This is a genomic window from Candidatus Methylacidiphilales bacterium (genome assembly GCA_028713655.1).
In the GTDB taxonomy this organism is placed as follows: domain Bacteria; phylum Verrucomicrobiota; class Verrucomicrobiia; order Methylacidiphilales; family JAAUTS01; genus JAQTNW01.
In genome coordinates this window covers 119,173-134,476 of the sequence record JAQTNW010000003.1, presented here as the reverse complement: position 1 = coordinate 134,476, position 15,304 = coordinate 119,173, and the positions used below count along the sequence as shown (strand labels likewise).

At 52.7% G+C, this 15,304-nt stretch carries 13 protein-coding genes; 3 read left to right on the top strand and 10 right to left on the bottom strand.

Annotation, left to right across the window (positions count from 1 at the left end):
* Positions 1-157: 157 nt before the first annotated feature.
* From PHD76_02030 to argS, 3 genes are read left to right on the top strand one after another with little or no spacing between them, the layout of a single operon-like run.
* On the top strand, positions 158-850 hold the full coding sequence (locus tag PHD76_02030) for a hypothetical protein (protein MDD5260604.1): 693 nt from the start codon (positions 158-160) through the stop codon (positions 848-850).
* A 42-nt stretch (positions 851-892) separates the two neighbouring features.
* Positions 893-1,348, top strand: coding sequence for a PTS sugar transporter subunit IIA (locus PHD76_02025; GenBank protein ID MDD5260603.1), 456 nt, complete (start codon positions 893-895; stop codon positions 1,346-1,348).
* A 47-nt stretch (positions 1,349-1,395) separates the two neighbouring features.
* Positions 1,396-3,099, top strand: coding sequence for an arginine--tRNA ligase (argS, locus tag PHD76_02020; GenBank protein ID MDD5260602.1), 1,704 nt, complete (start codon positions 1,396-1,398; stop codon positions 3,097-3,099).
* A 73-nt stretch (positions 3,100-3,172) separates the two neighbouring features.
* On the opposite strand, the gene rsfS is transcribed toward argS, so the two are convergent.
* From rsfS to PHD76_01970, 10 genes are all read right to left on the bottom strand, one after another.
* Entirely contained in the window at positions 3,173-3,517 is a 345-nt protein-coding gene (gene rsfS / locus PHD76_02015; protein MDD5260601.1) for a ribosome silencing factor, read from the bottom strand.
* Positions 3,518-3,587: 70 nt separating this feature from the next.
* On the bottom strand, positions 3,588-4,208 hold the full coding sequence (locus tag PHD76_02010; GenBank protein ID MDD5260600.1) for a polysaccharide biosynthesis/export family protein: 621 nt from the start codon (positions 4,206-4,208) through the stop codon (positions 3,588-3,590).
* 19 nt (positions 4,209-4,227) lie between these two features.
* Positions 4,228-6,426: a polysaccharide biosynthesis tyrosine autokinase gene (locus PHD76_02005; GenBank protein MDD5260599.1), complete on the bottom strand. Its 2,199-nt coding sequence runs from the start codon at positions 6,424-6,426 to the stop codon at positions 4,228-4,230.
* Between the two features lie 132 nt (positions 6,427-6,558).
* On the bottom strand, positions 6,559-7,719 hold the full coding sequence (locus PHD76_02000; GenBank protein ID MDD5260598.1) for an outer membrane beta-barrel protein: 1,161 nt from the start codon (positions 7,717-7,719) through the stop codon (positions 6,559-6,561).
* A gap of 228 nt (positions 7,720-7,947) precedes the next feature.
* Positions 7,948-9,666 carry a glycosyltransferase family 39 protein gene (locus PHD76_01995; protein MDD5260597.1) on the bottom strand — a complete coding sequence of 573 codons (1,719 nt, stop codon included), beginning with the start codon at positions 9,664-9,666 and terminating at the stop codon, positions 7,948-7,950.
* Positions 9,666-11,063, bottom strand: coding sequence for a sigma-54 dependent transcriptional regulator (locus tag PHD76_01990; GenBank protein ID MDD5260596.1), 1,398 nt, complete (start codon positions 11,061-11,063; stop codon positions 9,666-9,668). The genes PHD76_01995 and PHD76_01990 overlap by 1 nt, the downstream gene beginning before the upstream one ends.
* 36 nt (positions 11,064-11,099) lie before the next feature.
* Positions 11,100-12,251 (bottom strand): ATP-binding protein, encoded by a 1,152-nt coding sequence (locus PHD76_01985; protein MDD5260595.1) that lies wholly within the window; start codon positions 12,249-12,251, stop codon positions 11,100-11,102.
* 7 nt (positions 12,252-12,258) lie between these two features.
* The gene (locus PHD76_01980; protein MDD5260594.1) at positions 12,259-13,086 is read right to left on the bottom strand and encodes an exosortase-associated EpsI family protein; all 828 of its coding nucleotides are present in this window, start codon (positions 13,084-13,086) and stop codon (positions 12,259-12,261) included.
* Positions 13,083-14,108: an exosortase/archaeosortase family protein gene (locus PHD76_01975; GenBank protein MDD5260593.1), complete on the bottom strand. Its 1,026-nt coding sequence runs from the start codon at positions 14,106-14,108 to the stop codon at positions 13,083-13,085. The genes PHD76_01980 and PHD76_01975 overlap by 4 nt, the downstream gene beginning before the upstream one ends.
* Before the next feature lie 53 nt (positions 14,109-14,161).
* On the bottom strand, positions 14,162-15,277 hold the full coding sequence (locus PHD76_01970) for a glycosyltransferase family 9 protein (GenBank protein MDD5260592.1): 1,116 nt from the start codon (positions 15,275-15,277) through the stop codon (positions 14,162-14,164).
* Positions 15,278-15,304: the final 27 nt, after the last annotated feature.

The window sequence follows — 15,304 nt, the reverse complement described above, 5'->3', positions numbered from 1 at the left end:
AGGGCTTTGAATTTCTTTTCCGCCTGTTTGTAGGCCGTGCCACGTTTTTTGTTTATGTCACGGCGGCGCTGGCTGACTCGCGCCCTTTTAGCTGCAGACTTTGTATTTGCCATAGATAGGGCATGACTATTCTGAAGTGCGCTTCTAAAGTCAAGTGGTGAAGTTTGTTAAATTCCTCATTGCCCTGGCCCTCTTGCCGGCTTTGGTCGCAATAGGTCGTTTTACCTATTACACGACCGCGTCCTGCCTCGCACTGCAGGATAAAATCCCATGGATGACGATTTTTTGCCTGGGATTGGGGTTTTCCACGATGGTTTCGGTTTATTTCGCCCTGCCGCGTTGGAACCTGCTTTACGTTTTTGGCCATGAAACCACCCATGCCCTGGCCGTGCTGGTGAGCGGAGGCCGCGTTTCGGGCTTTAAAGTCGGCTCCGGGGGCGGCCATGTCGTGACCGACACCCTTTCGGCCTGGACCGCCCTTGCCCCATACATCATCCCGTTCTATCCGGCGGCCACTGGAATCGCATGGTTCATCCTCCGTCTGTTCTGGCCGCAGGCCGATTCGTGGGAATGGGCTTTTTTGATCTTCTGGGGGGCAACCTGGGGCTTCCACTTTTGTTTTACTGCAAGCCTGTTAAAAACGGAACAGCCGGATTTTGCCTCCCAAGGTTATGTTTTTTCCTTCGTCGTCATCCTGGCCTCCAACATGCTGATTCTTTGCGCGCTGTTGTGGATTTGGCTGCAGCCTGAGAAATGGCGCGAAGGGCTTTGGACTCTCTGGGATTACACGGTTTTCTATTACCAATTTTGCGCCGCTCAATGCCGCGCATTATACAGGCTGGCATTCTAAAATCTGCGACGTATATTGACTGCCCTTGGCATCATTATGCAAATGTCTTTGGCCAGCTTGTTTCAGGGAGAGTGTTTTTTACCCGGACTCCGGGGAAAAACAAAGGAAGCCGTTTTTCATGAAATGGTTTCCCACCTTGTCAGCACCAAACGCATACCCGCAGACCTGTCCCAGATCATCGTCGAATCCCTCATGGATCGTGAAAACAAACTCACCACCTCGGTGGGAGAAGGCATTGCTCTGCCCCATGCCTCCATACAGGGATTGCCACAGGTCGTCGTTATTGCAGGCAGGCATTCCGAGGGACTCGAATGTTCCGCAACCGATGGCAAACCCGTCATCTTTTTTTTGATGGTTCTGGTGCCCTCCAATGATTATGCGGCTCATCTGCGCACGCTCGCCGAAATCGGAAAATTTTTCAGCAAACCCGGCATGAAACAAAATCTGGCCGGTGTCGAAAATCGTGAACAACTTCTGCGCCTGATACGAGCGTCCTGACCATGTCCATCCTGTCGCAGCTAGAATCCGAGCTCCAGTCTTGGATAGTGGAAAACAATTTAAAAATCGGCGCGGGTCCGTGGGCCAAACCCTGCCAGGATGAACGTTTTGGGCATTTCCAGACTCATTTGGCGCTCGTCGCCGGTAAAAGCCTGCAAGCCAACCCGCGGGAGATCGCCACACGCTTGGCCTCCTGTTTTGAAGGCCGGAAGGAATTCCAAAAGGTCGAAATCGCCGGGCCCGGATTTGTCAACTTCACCTTTACACCCGAAGCCATTGCCAACGCGCTGTCCATCATGGCCTGCGACCCAAAATTATCCATTCCGGCAACCGGGAAACCTCTGGCCATCCTGCTCGATTTCAGCTCGCCCAATGTGGCAAAGGAAATGCATGTCGGCCACATCCGCAGCACAGTGTTGGGAGAAAGCCTCGCCCGCATCCTGTCCGCCCTCGGCCATCATGTGATCCGTGACAATCACCTGGGCGACTGGGGCACGCAGTTCGGGATGGTTTTGTTAGGCTATAAGCGTGGAGGAAGCGAGGAAGCCCTGAGATCGGACCCCTTCGGCCATCTCGAGGCGCTTTACAAGAATGTACAGGAAGAAAGCAAAACGAACCCGGAAACTCTCAACCAAGCCCGGAATGAACTGTTAAAACTTCAGCAGGGAGATCCGGAAAACCGCGCGCTCTGGCAAAAATTCATCGATCTTTCAAAGGATGCCATTGCTCGCATTTACGAGCGCCTGGATGTGCGTTTCGACCACACGCTGGGAGAAAGCTTTTACAACGACCAGCTTCCCCTTGTGGTGGACGAATTGTTGAAAAAGGGCATCGCCCGAAAAAGCGAAGGTGCCGTCGCCGTCTTTTCCGACCATACGCTGCCGGAAAATAACGACCCCTTTCTTGTGAACGGGAAGGAAGGCCTCAAGGACAATCCGTTTTTGATTCAAAAATCGGACGGAGCTTTTCTCTATGGCACCACCGACCTCGCCACCATCTGGTATCGTGTCAAACAACTGAAAGTGGACAAGGCCGTCTATGTGACCGATGCGCGCCAACAATTGCATTTCCGCCAATTATTTGCCACGGTCCAACGTTGGGGCCTGAAGGTTGAATTGGAACATGTCTGGTTCGGAACCATTCTTGGACCGGACAAAACCCCCATCAAGACCCGGGAAGGCAAACCCGTCAAATTAAAGGCCCTGCTGGATGAAGCCGAAGAACGGGCACAGGCCGTCATCTCAGCCAAACGCGGCGATTTGCCCGCGGAGCGGCAACGCGAAATCGCACGCACTGTCGGGCTTGGCGCGCTTAAATACGCCGATTTGTCCCAAAACCGGAATTTGGATTATGTTTTTGATTGGGACCGTCTGCTGTCGTTTGATGGCAACACCGCGCCTTATCTCCTGAATGCCTATGTCCGCACCCGTTCCATCCTTCGCCGCGCCGGAAGCGCCGGGGGTTCATCAGGTTTCGAACTGGCCGACGCTGTGGAACAGGAGCTTGCCCGGAAACTCCTGGCATTCGGCGATGTTGTGCAACTTGCCGCCGCCGAATACAGGCCGCACCACATTTGCAATTATCTCTACGAGTGCGCGGCCCTTTTTCACCGCTTCTTTGAAAACTGCCCGGTGCTAAAGGCGGAAAGCGAATCTCTTAAAAATTCGAGGCTGCAGCTTTGCCGTCTTGCCGGCGACGTGCTGCAACGGGGCCTGCATCTGCTTGGTATCCAGACCTTGGAGGAAATGTAAGACGATTCAAGGCGTCCGATCGGCGGATGAAGGGACGAGCGCCGCTGTCGGCCCCTTTATTTTTAGCACCGCCCTATTTGACCAACTTGGCATCCCGCCAAAGATTTTCGAGATTGTAATAGCGGCGCTTCTCGGGGTGCATGACATGCACCAGCAGGCTTCCGTAATCAAGAATGATCCACTGGCTGGCGCTGCTGCCCTCATGTCCCGCAGCCCGCAACCCGTGTTGCACCTTGAGCCCCGTGAGAATGGAGTCCGCGATCGCTTTGAGTTGGGGTTCCGATTCGCCGGAACAAATCAGGAAAAAGGAGGCGGGACTGTTCAGCTTTGAAAGATCCAAAATGAGCGGATTTAAAGCCTTTTTCTCAAGCGCAAAGTCCCGGCAGATTTTTGCGAGTTTTACGTCAGAGAGACTCATGCCTGTAAACGGAATCCGGCGGTTTCATTTGGACGCGAAACAAGAGACCGCGGAAGAACCCGGGTAAACATTAAAAAATGCTCCGGTTAATCTGGATTTTGTCATCTGGCAACAGAGGGACGTCCTTCGAGGGATCATTCAAAATATCATTGGCATTAAATTCAATCGTATCAGGACCCCGCAGAACCTTGCAATGCCGACGATCCGCGTAATCGGTAAATCCCCCGCAGCCGGCAATGGCGCTCAGCGCCGTAATATCCTTTGTGTATATCATTCTTTGAGGGTTTCTCACTTCGCCTGTTACACTGACATAACGTTCCTGATTTGCCAGCACCGTAATATTAGGATTGGTAAAAATCTTTTTCAGTTTGTAGAGGGTTTCGATCTTTTGCTTCAGCAAAACGGTTGTCAATCCAACGGCGGGTATATTGCCGATATAGGGCATGGAAATCTGGCCGCTTTCATCCACCTTGACTTCAAACACACCCTGGTCATCCGTCGGAACGCCCGTGAGGCGGATAATAAGGCTGTCGCCGCTTCGGATCAAATCATCCGGCTTGTGCACACTGGCAGGCTGGGCCGTTTTCATCAGGTCCGAGGATGCCTGGGAGCCGGAATGGAATGAGGAACATCCCGACAAGACCAGCAACAGGACTGGAAGGCCGGGAAACAATGCTGATAGGCTGCGCATAAAACTCATTATTCAGTTATCAATACAAATCACCGTCCTGCTTTGAGGAAGGCGTGTTTGGTCTGTTTTTATCCGTGTTTTTGGCAAACTGCTTGCGCATTTTTTGCTTGTTGGTTTTGGCTCGATCCTTGGCTTCCTGGCGTGAATCCTCATCGTAATAGCCGTGGTATCCATAATAACTGGTGTAATAATAATACGACTCGTCGCTGCGCAACAAAACCTTGTTGAGTACCACCCCAGCAAAACGGCCCTGCACTTCTTCGATTACCTTTTTGGCGCGCCACGAAATATTGCGTGGATAGCGCCGGTGCTGGATCGCCAATAGCGTCATGTCCACTTCATGCACGATCACAGCGGCGTCGCTGATGCCGAGAATCGGCGGTGAATCAAACATGATCACGTCGTAATGGGGTTTCAATACGGCAATGATTTCGGACATCTTGGCCGGGCTGAGAGCCCCCATGCACTGCGGCGGAAGCTTCCCCGCGGTGATTATCTGCAAGTTTGGAATTTCGGTGCTCTTGATGCATTCGTGCAATGGAAGATAGCCCAGCAAGAAATCTGCAAGTCCCTGGCCGTTCTCAACACCCAGCAGGGTATTGATCGAGTGCCGACGGAAATCCGTGTCCACAATCAGCGTATTGATGCCGCTATACGCGCAAACATAGGCCAGATTGAACAGGGTTGTCGTCTTTCCCTCTCCCGGTCCACCACTGACGATCGTGACGGTTGTGGCGCCATCCGGCTTGGCCTTAAGATCCAGCTTGGCGCGAAGGATGCGATAAGCTTCGGCATTGGGCGAGTCCGGTCCTTCCAGATTCAGCGTGTTGACTCCATTTGGAATCACGCCAACCACGGTCGCATTCAGGTAACGTTCGACGTCATCCAATGACTTCACGCTGGTATCCAGATATTCGATGAAAAAGGCCAGCGAGATCCCCAGAACCAGGCCAACGGCAACTGCGAGCGCAATATTCAAACTCATCCGGGGCCGGATGGCCTCCCGGTTAACCTCCGCTTCGTTCACAATAATGACCGGGCGGCTGCCGATCTGGGAATCAAAAGACTCCTGTTTGAAGCGCCCCATGAGAACATCCAGCAGTGACTGCTGGGTAGTCAATTCCCGCTTTGCCTCCTCAAACTGTACCATGTCATCTGATTTCTTGGCCCGGTTTTTGTTCCGCATGGCAGTCACGTCATCTTCGATGCTCTTGACCTTGCTGTTGGCAACCTGGCAGTCGATTTCCAATCCCGTCTTGATTCCCGCAATCTGTTGATTGAGCTGGCTGCGGATTTTGTCAAGTGAAGCGACGGCGGATTTTACCTTGGGGTGATCGGACTCGTATCCCTGCTTCGCGAGATATTCAATGTTCTGTTGTGTGCTCAGAAAATTTTGTTCCAGAGTGGAAATTGTCGAATCTTCAATGCCAATGGAGCGAAGAACCGTTTCCAGTTCCTCAATGCTCATGTTTTTGACTTTGTCATATCGCACCTGCCGGCCCAGCGCATCAGCCTTGGCTTCAGTCAGGAGCGCTTCCTTCCGCTGTAATTCCATTTCCTGCGATGTTGTGGCATCAGCGCCGCTGCTAGCCTCCTCATCAATGTTCTTGTCCTTGCGGATTTTCTCCACCTTTGCGCTGGCTTCCTGGACCGTCTTCTTTTGCTTGTCCAGTTCCTCTCGGATGGTCTGCAGGCCTTTGCTTGATTTTTCGTTGATATCCTGAATGCGGTATTCCTGGTATTGCCGGGTAATCACATTGGCCAGGTCGGCGGCTTGGCCCGCATCCTGGCTTTCAACGGCAATCTCAATCAGATTGGTATTGCGATAAGGTTGTACTTTCAGGAAGTTGTTGCGGAGCAGGAAATAAACCTGGTCCCGTTCCATGTGCTCCAAGCCCAACTGCTTGGCAAGCACGTCCTGCAAACCCATTTTATCAATGACTGGATAAAGAACTTTTTTCGACTGGATCAGCTCATATTCCGTCTGGAAAAAAACCGGGTCAAACCCCTGCATCTCTTGCTTGAAAATCGACACGTCCTTGTTTTCGCGCTCAACTTTGATCACCGCAGAAGCCGAATAAATCTTGGACAGGCTCCGTGTGTAGAAATAGGTGGTGGCCACGACCAAAACAAAAACCGTGGCGATGATGGGCCAGCGATTTTTGATAACGCGCCAGTAATCGCTGAAATGAAGACTTACTTCCGGGCTTTCAGGCATAACTGGATTTTGCATGCATCATGGGTGGAAGTAAACAGACAAATTTTCACGTTCCTCGAGCTGGGAAAAAAACAGGATGGACTGCCGCATGAGCCAAAACCCAATCCCCTGCCCAGACTTCGTAAACAGGTCTTAATAGGTTCCGCGCACCCCGATATAAACCTGATTGCGCTCGTACTTGCGCGCGGCATCCCCTGAATCCACTTGCGTATAGGTATAGCCTGTGTTCACCGAGAGCCAGTCGGTGATGGCAAATGCCGCGTGGAGATCATACACCAATGTCGTTTCATTCTGGTTCCCCGCTCCGGCAACCAGCGCCTGGTTCTGGCTGTAATCCGCAAACTGCAGGCTGATGGAACCTCCGGTCGTAAAGCGGGGAGTCCACGAATGATCAATGGAAAGGCCGAAATTGTGCCGGTACTGCGAGCCGTAACTCGAAAAATCCGTGACATCCGTACCCAAATTATAGCTTGCGGCCAGCGTGCATCTCGGCAGGTAAAACCAGGCCGTCCTTACGCTGACATACGGGTTGAACCCTCCTTTTTCCAGCGGATTTTCATACTCGACATATTGCGCGCCAAACCGCCCTGTCACGAGCCACTCCCTCAACAGATAATGATCGGCTCCCACGGTAAACAAATGGGTCGAATAATCGCGGTTGATGTGCGCGTAATCATAGTTGTCAAAACCGTAACTCAACACCGCCGTGGTTGGCTCCAGAACCTGCAATCTGAAATCCTGGGTGACGCCATGCTGCACAAATTCATTGTCAAAATTAACCTGCCTGTCTTCATACCCGTTGAACGAGTTGTGGTAACCCGTCACCGTCGAAAACCTGCGAGTCCAGCTATAAGTCAGATCCCCGTTTGCATTGTTGATCCAACCGTTTCCCTGGCGCCGGACAATCAGATTGTCCGTTCCAATTTGCGGGCTCTGGCTGTAAGAAAACTCATCACGCACATCCAGACTCAGGCGATCTGAAAACTGATGCGTCACCTTGGCGGAAAAGTCATGCGTAAAATCCCAAGGGTCATTGCCGCGGTTGTAATAATACGTGCCGCCAAAGGCGTAGCGCGCCGTAAAGGTCGTGTCATTCATCGGATAATTAACCGTGATATCCGGCGAGATAATCGTCGCAAATGAGCCTTGTCTATTGGTGGAGGTGGTGTTGATGTTGTCGTCGTACTCCTCCCTCACTCCGACGGAAATGATAAACGGCTTGCCTGTACCCGTTTGACCGGCACGAACGTCCTGTGCTGCCAAAGGCAACTGGGCCTCTATCCATCCTGCCATGCAGAGGAGAATAATCGCTAGCCCTTGGCTGTTTTTCATGTCCTATAAATTGGTTCTATGAGTTTATTTGCCGTTAATTCTATCTCCAACCCCTTTGCATGGCAAAATGCAATTACCATTATTAGAAAATTAAGTGGAGCAAAGCGGAATGTCAAAGCATTTTTAACTTATTGTAAGCATTTAAAATTAAGTGGGTTACGAAATTTTTAACGCCTCCATTAATAAAAACTATTGCGGCCAGCGTACATGATCCGCAAAAATGAAGTAATCCCCCTTGTTGGGGGGTAAGGGCGTGAACCGCGGAAGCGGCAATTCACGAAAATCATCCCGTTTGATCAGCCCGGCCCAGTCCGAGTATTCTCCGTTTTCAATTTCACTGAACATCCGGCGGTTTCGGCTCTCAGGCGTCAGCAACATGGCCACGACCCGATAATGAAAATCGTTGAACTCTTCCATGTCCTTTCTTTGCTTCGGAAGCCAGAGGGTGATCCGGTCGCTATACCACGCGCAGGCCCAGGGAATGTCTGAAACCATGACTTCCTGCGGTTTGATCCAGCTCTTCATCAATACCATGACTGGAGGAAAATAGGGAGGGTAGGCATAAAGTGCCGGAGACCGTTGAAAAACGCGGAATCCGAGTGGCGCCATTTGGAAGGCTGCAACGAGGACGACAATCGGCCATTGCAGGATGGGGCTTGGCAGTTTCAACCGGTCAATGAGGATGAACAAAAAAGCCGTGCCATAGCCGGCCAGCACAGGAAAAAGAACAAACAAACTATTGAGTTCGATTTTTTCCGACGGGGATTGGTCATTTAAAATGGGAGCGTTAAAACAGATCAACAGCAGCAACGACGCGATCCAAAACCAGCGCGGAGTTTGAACACACGGACGGCGAAAAGCATGAAAGATGCTGCCGATGAAAAAAACTGGCATCAACAGCCCGCCAAATAGAACGCCCAAATTTGCAAGAATATTTACAACCCCATGGCTAAAGGTATGCATAAAAGCCCGCAACTGTGTCATTTCCTGGAGGCTCTCGGCAAATAAACGCCAGATGGTTGAGTCGTTGGCATAAACCGCCAACCATGCATAACCAAAAAAATTGCCCGTCAGGTTGAAATTGCGGATAAGCCACGGCGCGAAAATCACAGCCGGAACAAAGGCGGCCAGGAATCCACAGCTTCCACGCCGCGAAAAGCCCAAAAAACCAAGCCCGACAAATGGAATATACAAGGCCAGCATGCTATAACGTGTCAGGATCGCAACTCCAAGCACCAGGCCGGCCAAAGCCATAAACACGGGGGGTAAAACCGAATTTTCCACTTCATCCGCCAACGCCGCCTCACAGATCAGCAACCCTATCAATGAAACCAGCAGCATCAGGAGGGCAACTGGCAGGCCTGAAATGGCGAAATTCCACATCAAGTCAGAAAAAACGACAAACACACAGCTCACAATTGCAATGCGGTTGTCGAACGCACGCGTCATCCAGACATAAAATACAACCAGTGCAAGCAACAGCAGGATTGTATTAAAGATCACCACGCTCAACTCCGGCTTGAAAATATGAAGCTCCCTCAAGTGATCCAGTGGCACCTCGAAATTAGCGCCACTGAACTTGAAAAGACCCGCCAACAAATAGGGGTACACGGGAGGCTGAACAGTTTCCGGAAAATCACCCTGCCCCGGAGTAAAATTCTGCGACTGCAACCCCATCTCTTTCAAGGCTGTCGGGCGGATGAATTTGGTGGTGTATCCCCTGCCCATGACGATCTGCCGGCCAAGCTGCGCCATGTCCATGTCCTCCGGATTCCCAAACCCGTTGAATTGGGTTGCGGCGTAGTAAACCCCAAAACCCAGCATCATGATCATCAAGGCCAGACGCAAAATCCAAACCCTCAAGGCTCCCACCTCAATGGCGTAAACCAAATCCTGAATTTGAGACATTATATTCTCTCCATCTGATATTCCTTCAACTTGCGGTGCAACGTTCGACGGCTGATCCCAAGTAATTCCGCCGCCAACGTCCTGTTTCCGTCGGATTTTTCTAGCGCGCGAACAATCGACGCTTTCTCCATGGTCTGCAAATTCAACCCCCCGGAACCTTCCACCTTGGAAGCATCCGCGCCAAATTTCAAGGCTGGAGGCAGTTCTTTCAAAAGAATTTCATGGCCGCGGCACAAAACCACCCCGTGCTCCACAGCCGTCCGCAACTCCCTGACATTGCCAGGCCATCCATAATTGAGAAGGGCGTCCATGGCCGCCGGACTGAACTGAAGGCCGGATTTGTGGTTTTCACGGGAAAATTCCTCCAAAAAAGCCCCGGCCAACAGCGGAATATCCTCCCGCCGCTCCCGCAACGGGGGCATTTCGATTTTAACCACATTGATCCGGTAAAACAGGTCCTCGCGAAATGCCCCCTCCTTGACCCTTTTCGCAAGATCCTTGTTCGTCGCCGCCAACAATCTGACATCTGTCTCGATCTTTTTATTGCCCCCCACGCGCTCAAACGAGCGCTCCCCGATCACACGCAAAAGTTTGACTTGGATCGAGGCGTCAATCTCTCCGATCTCATCCAAAAACAGGGTGCCGCCCGCTGCTTGCTCAAACCGCCCGATCCTTTTTTCATAAGCCCCCGTAAAAGCACCCTTCTCATGGCCAAAAAGCTCGCTCTCCAATAACTGCGGCGAAAGCGCTGCACAATGCACAGCCATGAACGGTTTGTTCTTTCTCGAACTCAAATTGTGGATGGCATGCGCCACCAGTTCCTTCCCCGTGCCGCTTTCACCCTGGATCAATACAGTCGCCTTGGTGTCCGCCACCTGCCGGATAATGTCAAAAATTTCCGCAAGACGCGGGGAAGATCCGACCATGTTCTCCAGCCCATAGTGGCGGTCCAATTCCCTCCTCAACTGGCGGTTCTCAACCTCGATTGTTTTGCCCCTCAAAGCACGGATCAGCAGCATCTCCAGTTTGTCAATGTTCACCGGCTTGGTGACATAATCATAAGCCCCATTCCGCATGGCCTCGACTGCCGTCTCCACGGATCCGTAGGCCGTCATCATGACGCAGATCGGCGGATTGGGCAGAGCCTGGCATTTTTCCAGGATCTTCATTCCATCATCCCCGCCCAGCCTCAAATCAGCCAGCACCAGATCGATGGCTTCCGCTTCCAGAATGTTAAAAGCGGATTCCTGGTCGGCCGCCAGATAAATGTCAAACTGCCTCTCCAACGCGCGCCGTAATCCTTCCCGCGTATGCTTTTCGTCATCCACAATCAACATGGTCGGTTGCGGTTGAAGGGAATCCGCTTTCGACTTTGCGCTGGAAGGGGTCGGTTCCATATTTGCCTGTTCTTTGCCAATCAAACCGTACAATCGCTACGCGCTTCCTTTTTCCAATAACTGCATTTGCTTTCGTCCAAGCGGGAAACAAATCCGCACCAGGGTACCCTGGCCTGCATGGCTTTCCAATTGCAACTCCGCCCCATGCTCCCGTACAATCCGCTGCACAATCATCAAACCGAGGCCCGTGCCGCGTTTTTTTGTGGTATAATACGGTTCGAGGACCCGCGGCAAATTCTCCAGCGAAATCCCGGTCCCGTTGTCTTCAAACGACAACTCAACACCGCCATCCGTGTTTGCAGCCCGGATATTCAGGATTCCCTTGCTGCCCATGGCTTGCATGGCATTTTTGATGATGTTGTAAAAAGCCTGTTTCATCTGCTCCACATCCATCCGTAATCTCGGCAAATCCTCCGGTATGTCCACCTCAACCAAAACATTCCGGTCCTTCACTTCCGCCTTTAATATCTCCAGCGTTTCCTGCACCACTTCCGACAATTGCGCCTCGCGAAAATCCGGCAACGTGGGGCGGACCGCCTTGAGAAACCGGTTGATGATCGAATCCAGGCGGTCCATTTCACTCCGCGCCACCCGGATGGATTCCTCCAGTTTCAACTTCAATTCCGGAGGCGCCGAGCGCAAATCCCGTTCCATGAGCTGGAGATGAATATTGATGCTGTTGATGGGATTGCCCAGTTCATGCGCCACCCCCGCGGCCAGCAGCGTCAACGCATGCAGCCTTTCGGACTCGATGACCTCCCGCGTATCATTCTGCCTGCGCGTCACATCATGAAAAATGGCCACAAAAGATTCCTCGACCGCCGCCTGTTCCTCAACCGGCAACAGATAAAACTCCAGCATCCTTCGTTCGGGATAATGGATCTCCAGGGTTTTTGTGGTGGCCCGGCCCTGCGAAAGGAGCGAATTCCAGTCCAGATCCCTGAGATATTTCGAAACCAGCGCCCCCGCCGGCACATCCTGCGGGATCGGCAACAGCTTGTGGGCGGCCCGGTTGCAATATTCGATCCTCCCCTTCGCATCCAGCACCACCACCGCTTCGCTCAATGTGTTGAAAACCGTCTCCAGCAATCCGCTTTCCTTGGCAACTCTCAGGAGATAACGCTTGAGCTCGTCGTGGCCCAGATGCTCCACCCTCTTCACCAGTTTCCCCAACAATGAAGCTTTCATATCCCGCTCAACGGCTTCCCGCTCCCGGCTTTGCGGCTTCCTCCTTTGCGGCTGGGACAGGTTTCGAATCCGGACTCCGGGATTTGACATTTCCATCACCGCGGTCCTCCAGCATGTATGTGGGGGCTGTATCCGAGATGAAATTCTCCAGCATCTGCAGCGTCTGCTGCTCATTCCTGCCATTGGGCATCAGATTGTCCGTCACCAGCGAGGAGACAATCACATAGGCCCAACGATGATTCAGGTTCCGCATCACCCGGTCCCAACTGGTGAGAAAAACCCGCCACGAATGCAATGGGGTCGTGACTCCCTTCCCAACAAACCAATACAGGAAGAGGCACTTGCGCTTGATATTATGCCCCGGACCGATCTGCACATCCTGTTCCAACGTCAATTTCATCACTTCCAGACGCCGCCCGTCAGACAACGTAATGGGCGCCACTTCCCCGCTTTTAATGTTCCAACCCTGTCCCGGCAGGCAAACTTCCGGACGGTGTATGCTGCGCTTTTCGCCGCCCGCCAATACTATGGTACATGCAATCTGGTCGCCCGCCGGATCCTTGTAAAGTTTCCGCACAAATCCGGTGTCTGTCGGCAGAATCTTCTGCTCCGCCGCAGTCATGCTCAGGTCCGTTGCCGTCATTCCCTTGTAAAAATCCGGCAACTGCATCCGCACTCCGGCCTGCAGCGAGGAATTGGGGTTGGGCGAAAAGCGGCAAACCGCGAGTACCAGGGCAAAAAACAAAACGGCTGCGGCCATGCGCCCCCACGGGTTCCGCATCTGAAACCCGGGCGCCGGCGTTTGGCCCGGCACGTTTGAGTTCCTGGCATTCATTTTGAGCTCCTGCCCTTTGCGAAGCCGGCTTGGAACGGCGTCCCGCGCAATAAACCATCCAATCCCAAAACAACCGCCGCAACACGCCAACCGCCGTTCAAAAGCCAGCCGAACGCAAGCATCCCCGACATGGCCACGCCAAAGACCGCAAAGCCTGAAAACATGTGGTAAAAACTGGGATTGTCATTGCGGCCAAGCGCAAACTCCTGCCCAAAAAGAAGCGTGCCAAACGTCAGCATCAGGATGCGCACAAAATTGCCGGCCACGGAAAGCGGCAGGGAACTGGCAAAGAGCAGCCATCTTTGCCAGGGCCGGGGCAGCAGGATATACCCGGCCAACGCCGAAATCATCATGAGGGCGAAAAGGGAATGAATCCCGCTGCACGGGTTGTCAATCTCCAGCATGAAACGCGCGCCTTCTGGTATTTGATATTGGTAATCCGCCGATGAAATGATGCCGGAGCCCCGTTGCAGGCATGCAATACCTATCAAATTAAGAAAAGCCACCGAAATCTGCGTCATGAATGTTTTTAAATAGAGTGTCAGGGAACTGTCCAGAAACGGCATCGGCCAGGCAAAAAATAAGAATAAATAAGGAAACAGCAGCGCGCGCATCAGCGGCCACCCAAAAAACCACAGGATCAACGCCCCAAGGGTAATCTGGATCGAAACCAGGCTCAGGGGTACAATATCAATCTTGTAGCCAACCCAATACACAAAACCGGCGGCCGCCATCCAGATGATCGCTCCTCGTTTGCCACCCTCCACCGGAAGGCCAACCAATTCCTCCCGTTTCCAAATAATCAACCCGGCGCAAATCAGCGGCACCAGCCAACAATGCCCCCATTCCGGCTCATGCTTGTCATCCCACATCCAAAGCAGATTGTCAAAAACCGGCCTTGCAACATTCCCGTATCCGAATCCATACGGGAAAAAGCCATAAAGCCCCCACAAAATCAGGAGGATGGCGGAAAATGACAACACCCAGACCTGCTTGTCAACAGTCCATTTGCGGGCGTCCATACGCCCAACTAATCACACCTGATTGCCAATGCCAAGACATTCATTCACACCCCTCAAATTCCGCTCTTCAGTTTTTCAATGACATCCCGGGGCTGCACGGCTTCCAAACAAATAAACGAAGGTTGTACACACCGGCCCAGACAGGGGCGAAACGGGCATACATCGCTCGAAACCACATGCGCCTCATTTTTGTAAGGAGCAAACCATGCCGTGGATGCCGAACCAAAAATCGTGAAAACTTTCTTCCCCAAGGCTGCGGCAGCATGGGAGGGAAGCGAATCGTTGCACAACACCGCGTCCACCCGGCCGAGTATTTTTAAAAACAAGGCAAGATTGGCGGGACGGCAGGTGATTTGATCCGGTCCCTCCGGGACCGGAATCATCCCGCTTCCATCGTCCACAATAACAAGGGGAATTTTTCCCCTGGTAAACCATTCATGAATTACAGCCTGGAACCTCTCCACCGGCCAGCGCTTGGTCGGATGCCCCGCCCCGGCATGCAGCAAAAAAACCGGCTTTCCGGACAAGGCCGCTTTTTGAAAAAAATCCGCCATCTCCCCGCGCAGGTCTTCCGCAGCCGGGTCAAACCACGGCAATGCGTCGCGCCACGCAGCCCCCAGCGCACCTGACATTTGCCGCCAATCTTCCCAATGGGCCTGGCTCGATGACTTCTTTTCCAAACCCAGCGTCAGCCAACGCCCGCCGGAGACGGCCTCAAGCAAACGGGCGGCGAGTCTGCCGTAGAAAATTTCCCTCCGGCGCCACGGCAATCCGGAAGCGTAAATATTGTCGTTTGTCAGGGCAAACCCGATGCGCACTTTCGCCCCGCTCAACGCCATGAAAAAATGGGCTCTCGGATCCGGCCAGACGGAAACAGCCGCATCGGCTTTGAAAGCCCTTAATTTCCGGATCAATCCAAAAAATGAAACAGAACCCTCGCTTCTATTCCCCTTTCCGCCGCCTTTAACCCAAAAGGGCCGCCATGAGACCGTCTCAATGCCCGGCAGGCAAAGGCGATAAAGTTCCGCCACCTGGGGGGTACAGAAAACCACAACCCGATAACATTCCGTTGCCCCCCTGAGAAAAGGCAGACTCAGAATGGCATCGCCCAGATGGTGCCATTCAAAAAGAACCAGCCTGGGTTTTGCGTTTTGCGTATTGGGCTTCATGGCCTCGCCGTGAAATAACCGGCCACG

Excerpts from the sequence above, each read along its gene's own strand:
- PHD76_02025 (MDD5260603.1), top strand. The coding sequence starts at position 893 with ATGTCTTTGGCCAGCTTGTTTCAGGGAGAGTGTTTTTTACCCGGACTC.
- rsfS (MDD5260601.1), bottom strand. The coding sequence starts at position 3,517 with ATGAGTCTCTCTGACGTAAAACTCGCAAAAATCTGCCGGGACTTTGCG.
- PHD76_02010 (MDD5260600.1), bottom strand. The coding sequence starts at position 4,208 with ATGCGCAGCCTATCAGCATTGTTTCCCGGCCTTCCAGTCCTGTTGCTG.
- PHD76_02005 (MDD5260599.1), bottom strand. The coding sequence starts at position 6,426 with ATGCCTGAAAGCCCGGAAGTAAGTCTTCATTTCAGCGATTACTGGCGC.
- PHD76_02000 (MDD5260598.1), bottom strand. The coding sequence starts at position 7,719 with ATGGCAGGATGGATAGAGGCCCAGTTGCCTTTGGCAGCACAGGACGTT.
- PHD76_01995 (MDD5260597.1), bottom strand. The coding sequence starts at position 9,666 with ATGTCTCAAATTCAGGATTTGGTTTACGCCATTGAGGTGGGAGCCTTG.
- PHD76_01990 (MDD5260596.1), bottom strand. The coding sequence starts at position 11,063 with ATGGAACCGACCCCTTCCAGCGCAAAGTCGAAAGCGGATTCCCTTCAA.
- PHD76_01985 (MDD5260595.1), bottom strand. The coding sequence starts at position 12,251 with ATGAAAGCTTCATTGTTGGGGAAACTGGTGAAGAGGGTGGAGCATCTG.
- PHD76_01980 (MDD5260594.1), bottom strand. The coding sequence starts at position 13,086 with ATGAATGCCAGGAACTCAAACGTGCCGGGCCAAACGCCGGCGCCCGGG.
- PHD76_01975 (MDD5260593.1), bottom strand. The coding sequence starts at position 14,108 with ATGGACGCCCGCAAATGGACTGTTGACAAGCAGGTCTGGGTGTTGTCA.
- PHD76_01970 (MDD5260592.1), bottom strand. The coding sequence starts at position 15,277 with ATGAAGCCCAATACGCAAAACGCAAAACCCAGGCTGGTTCTTTTTGAA.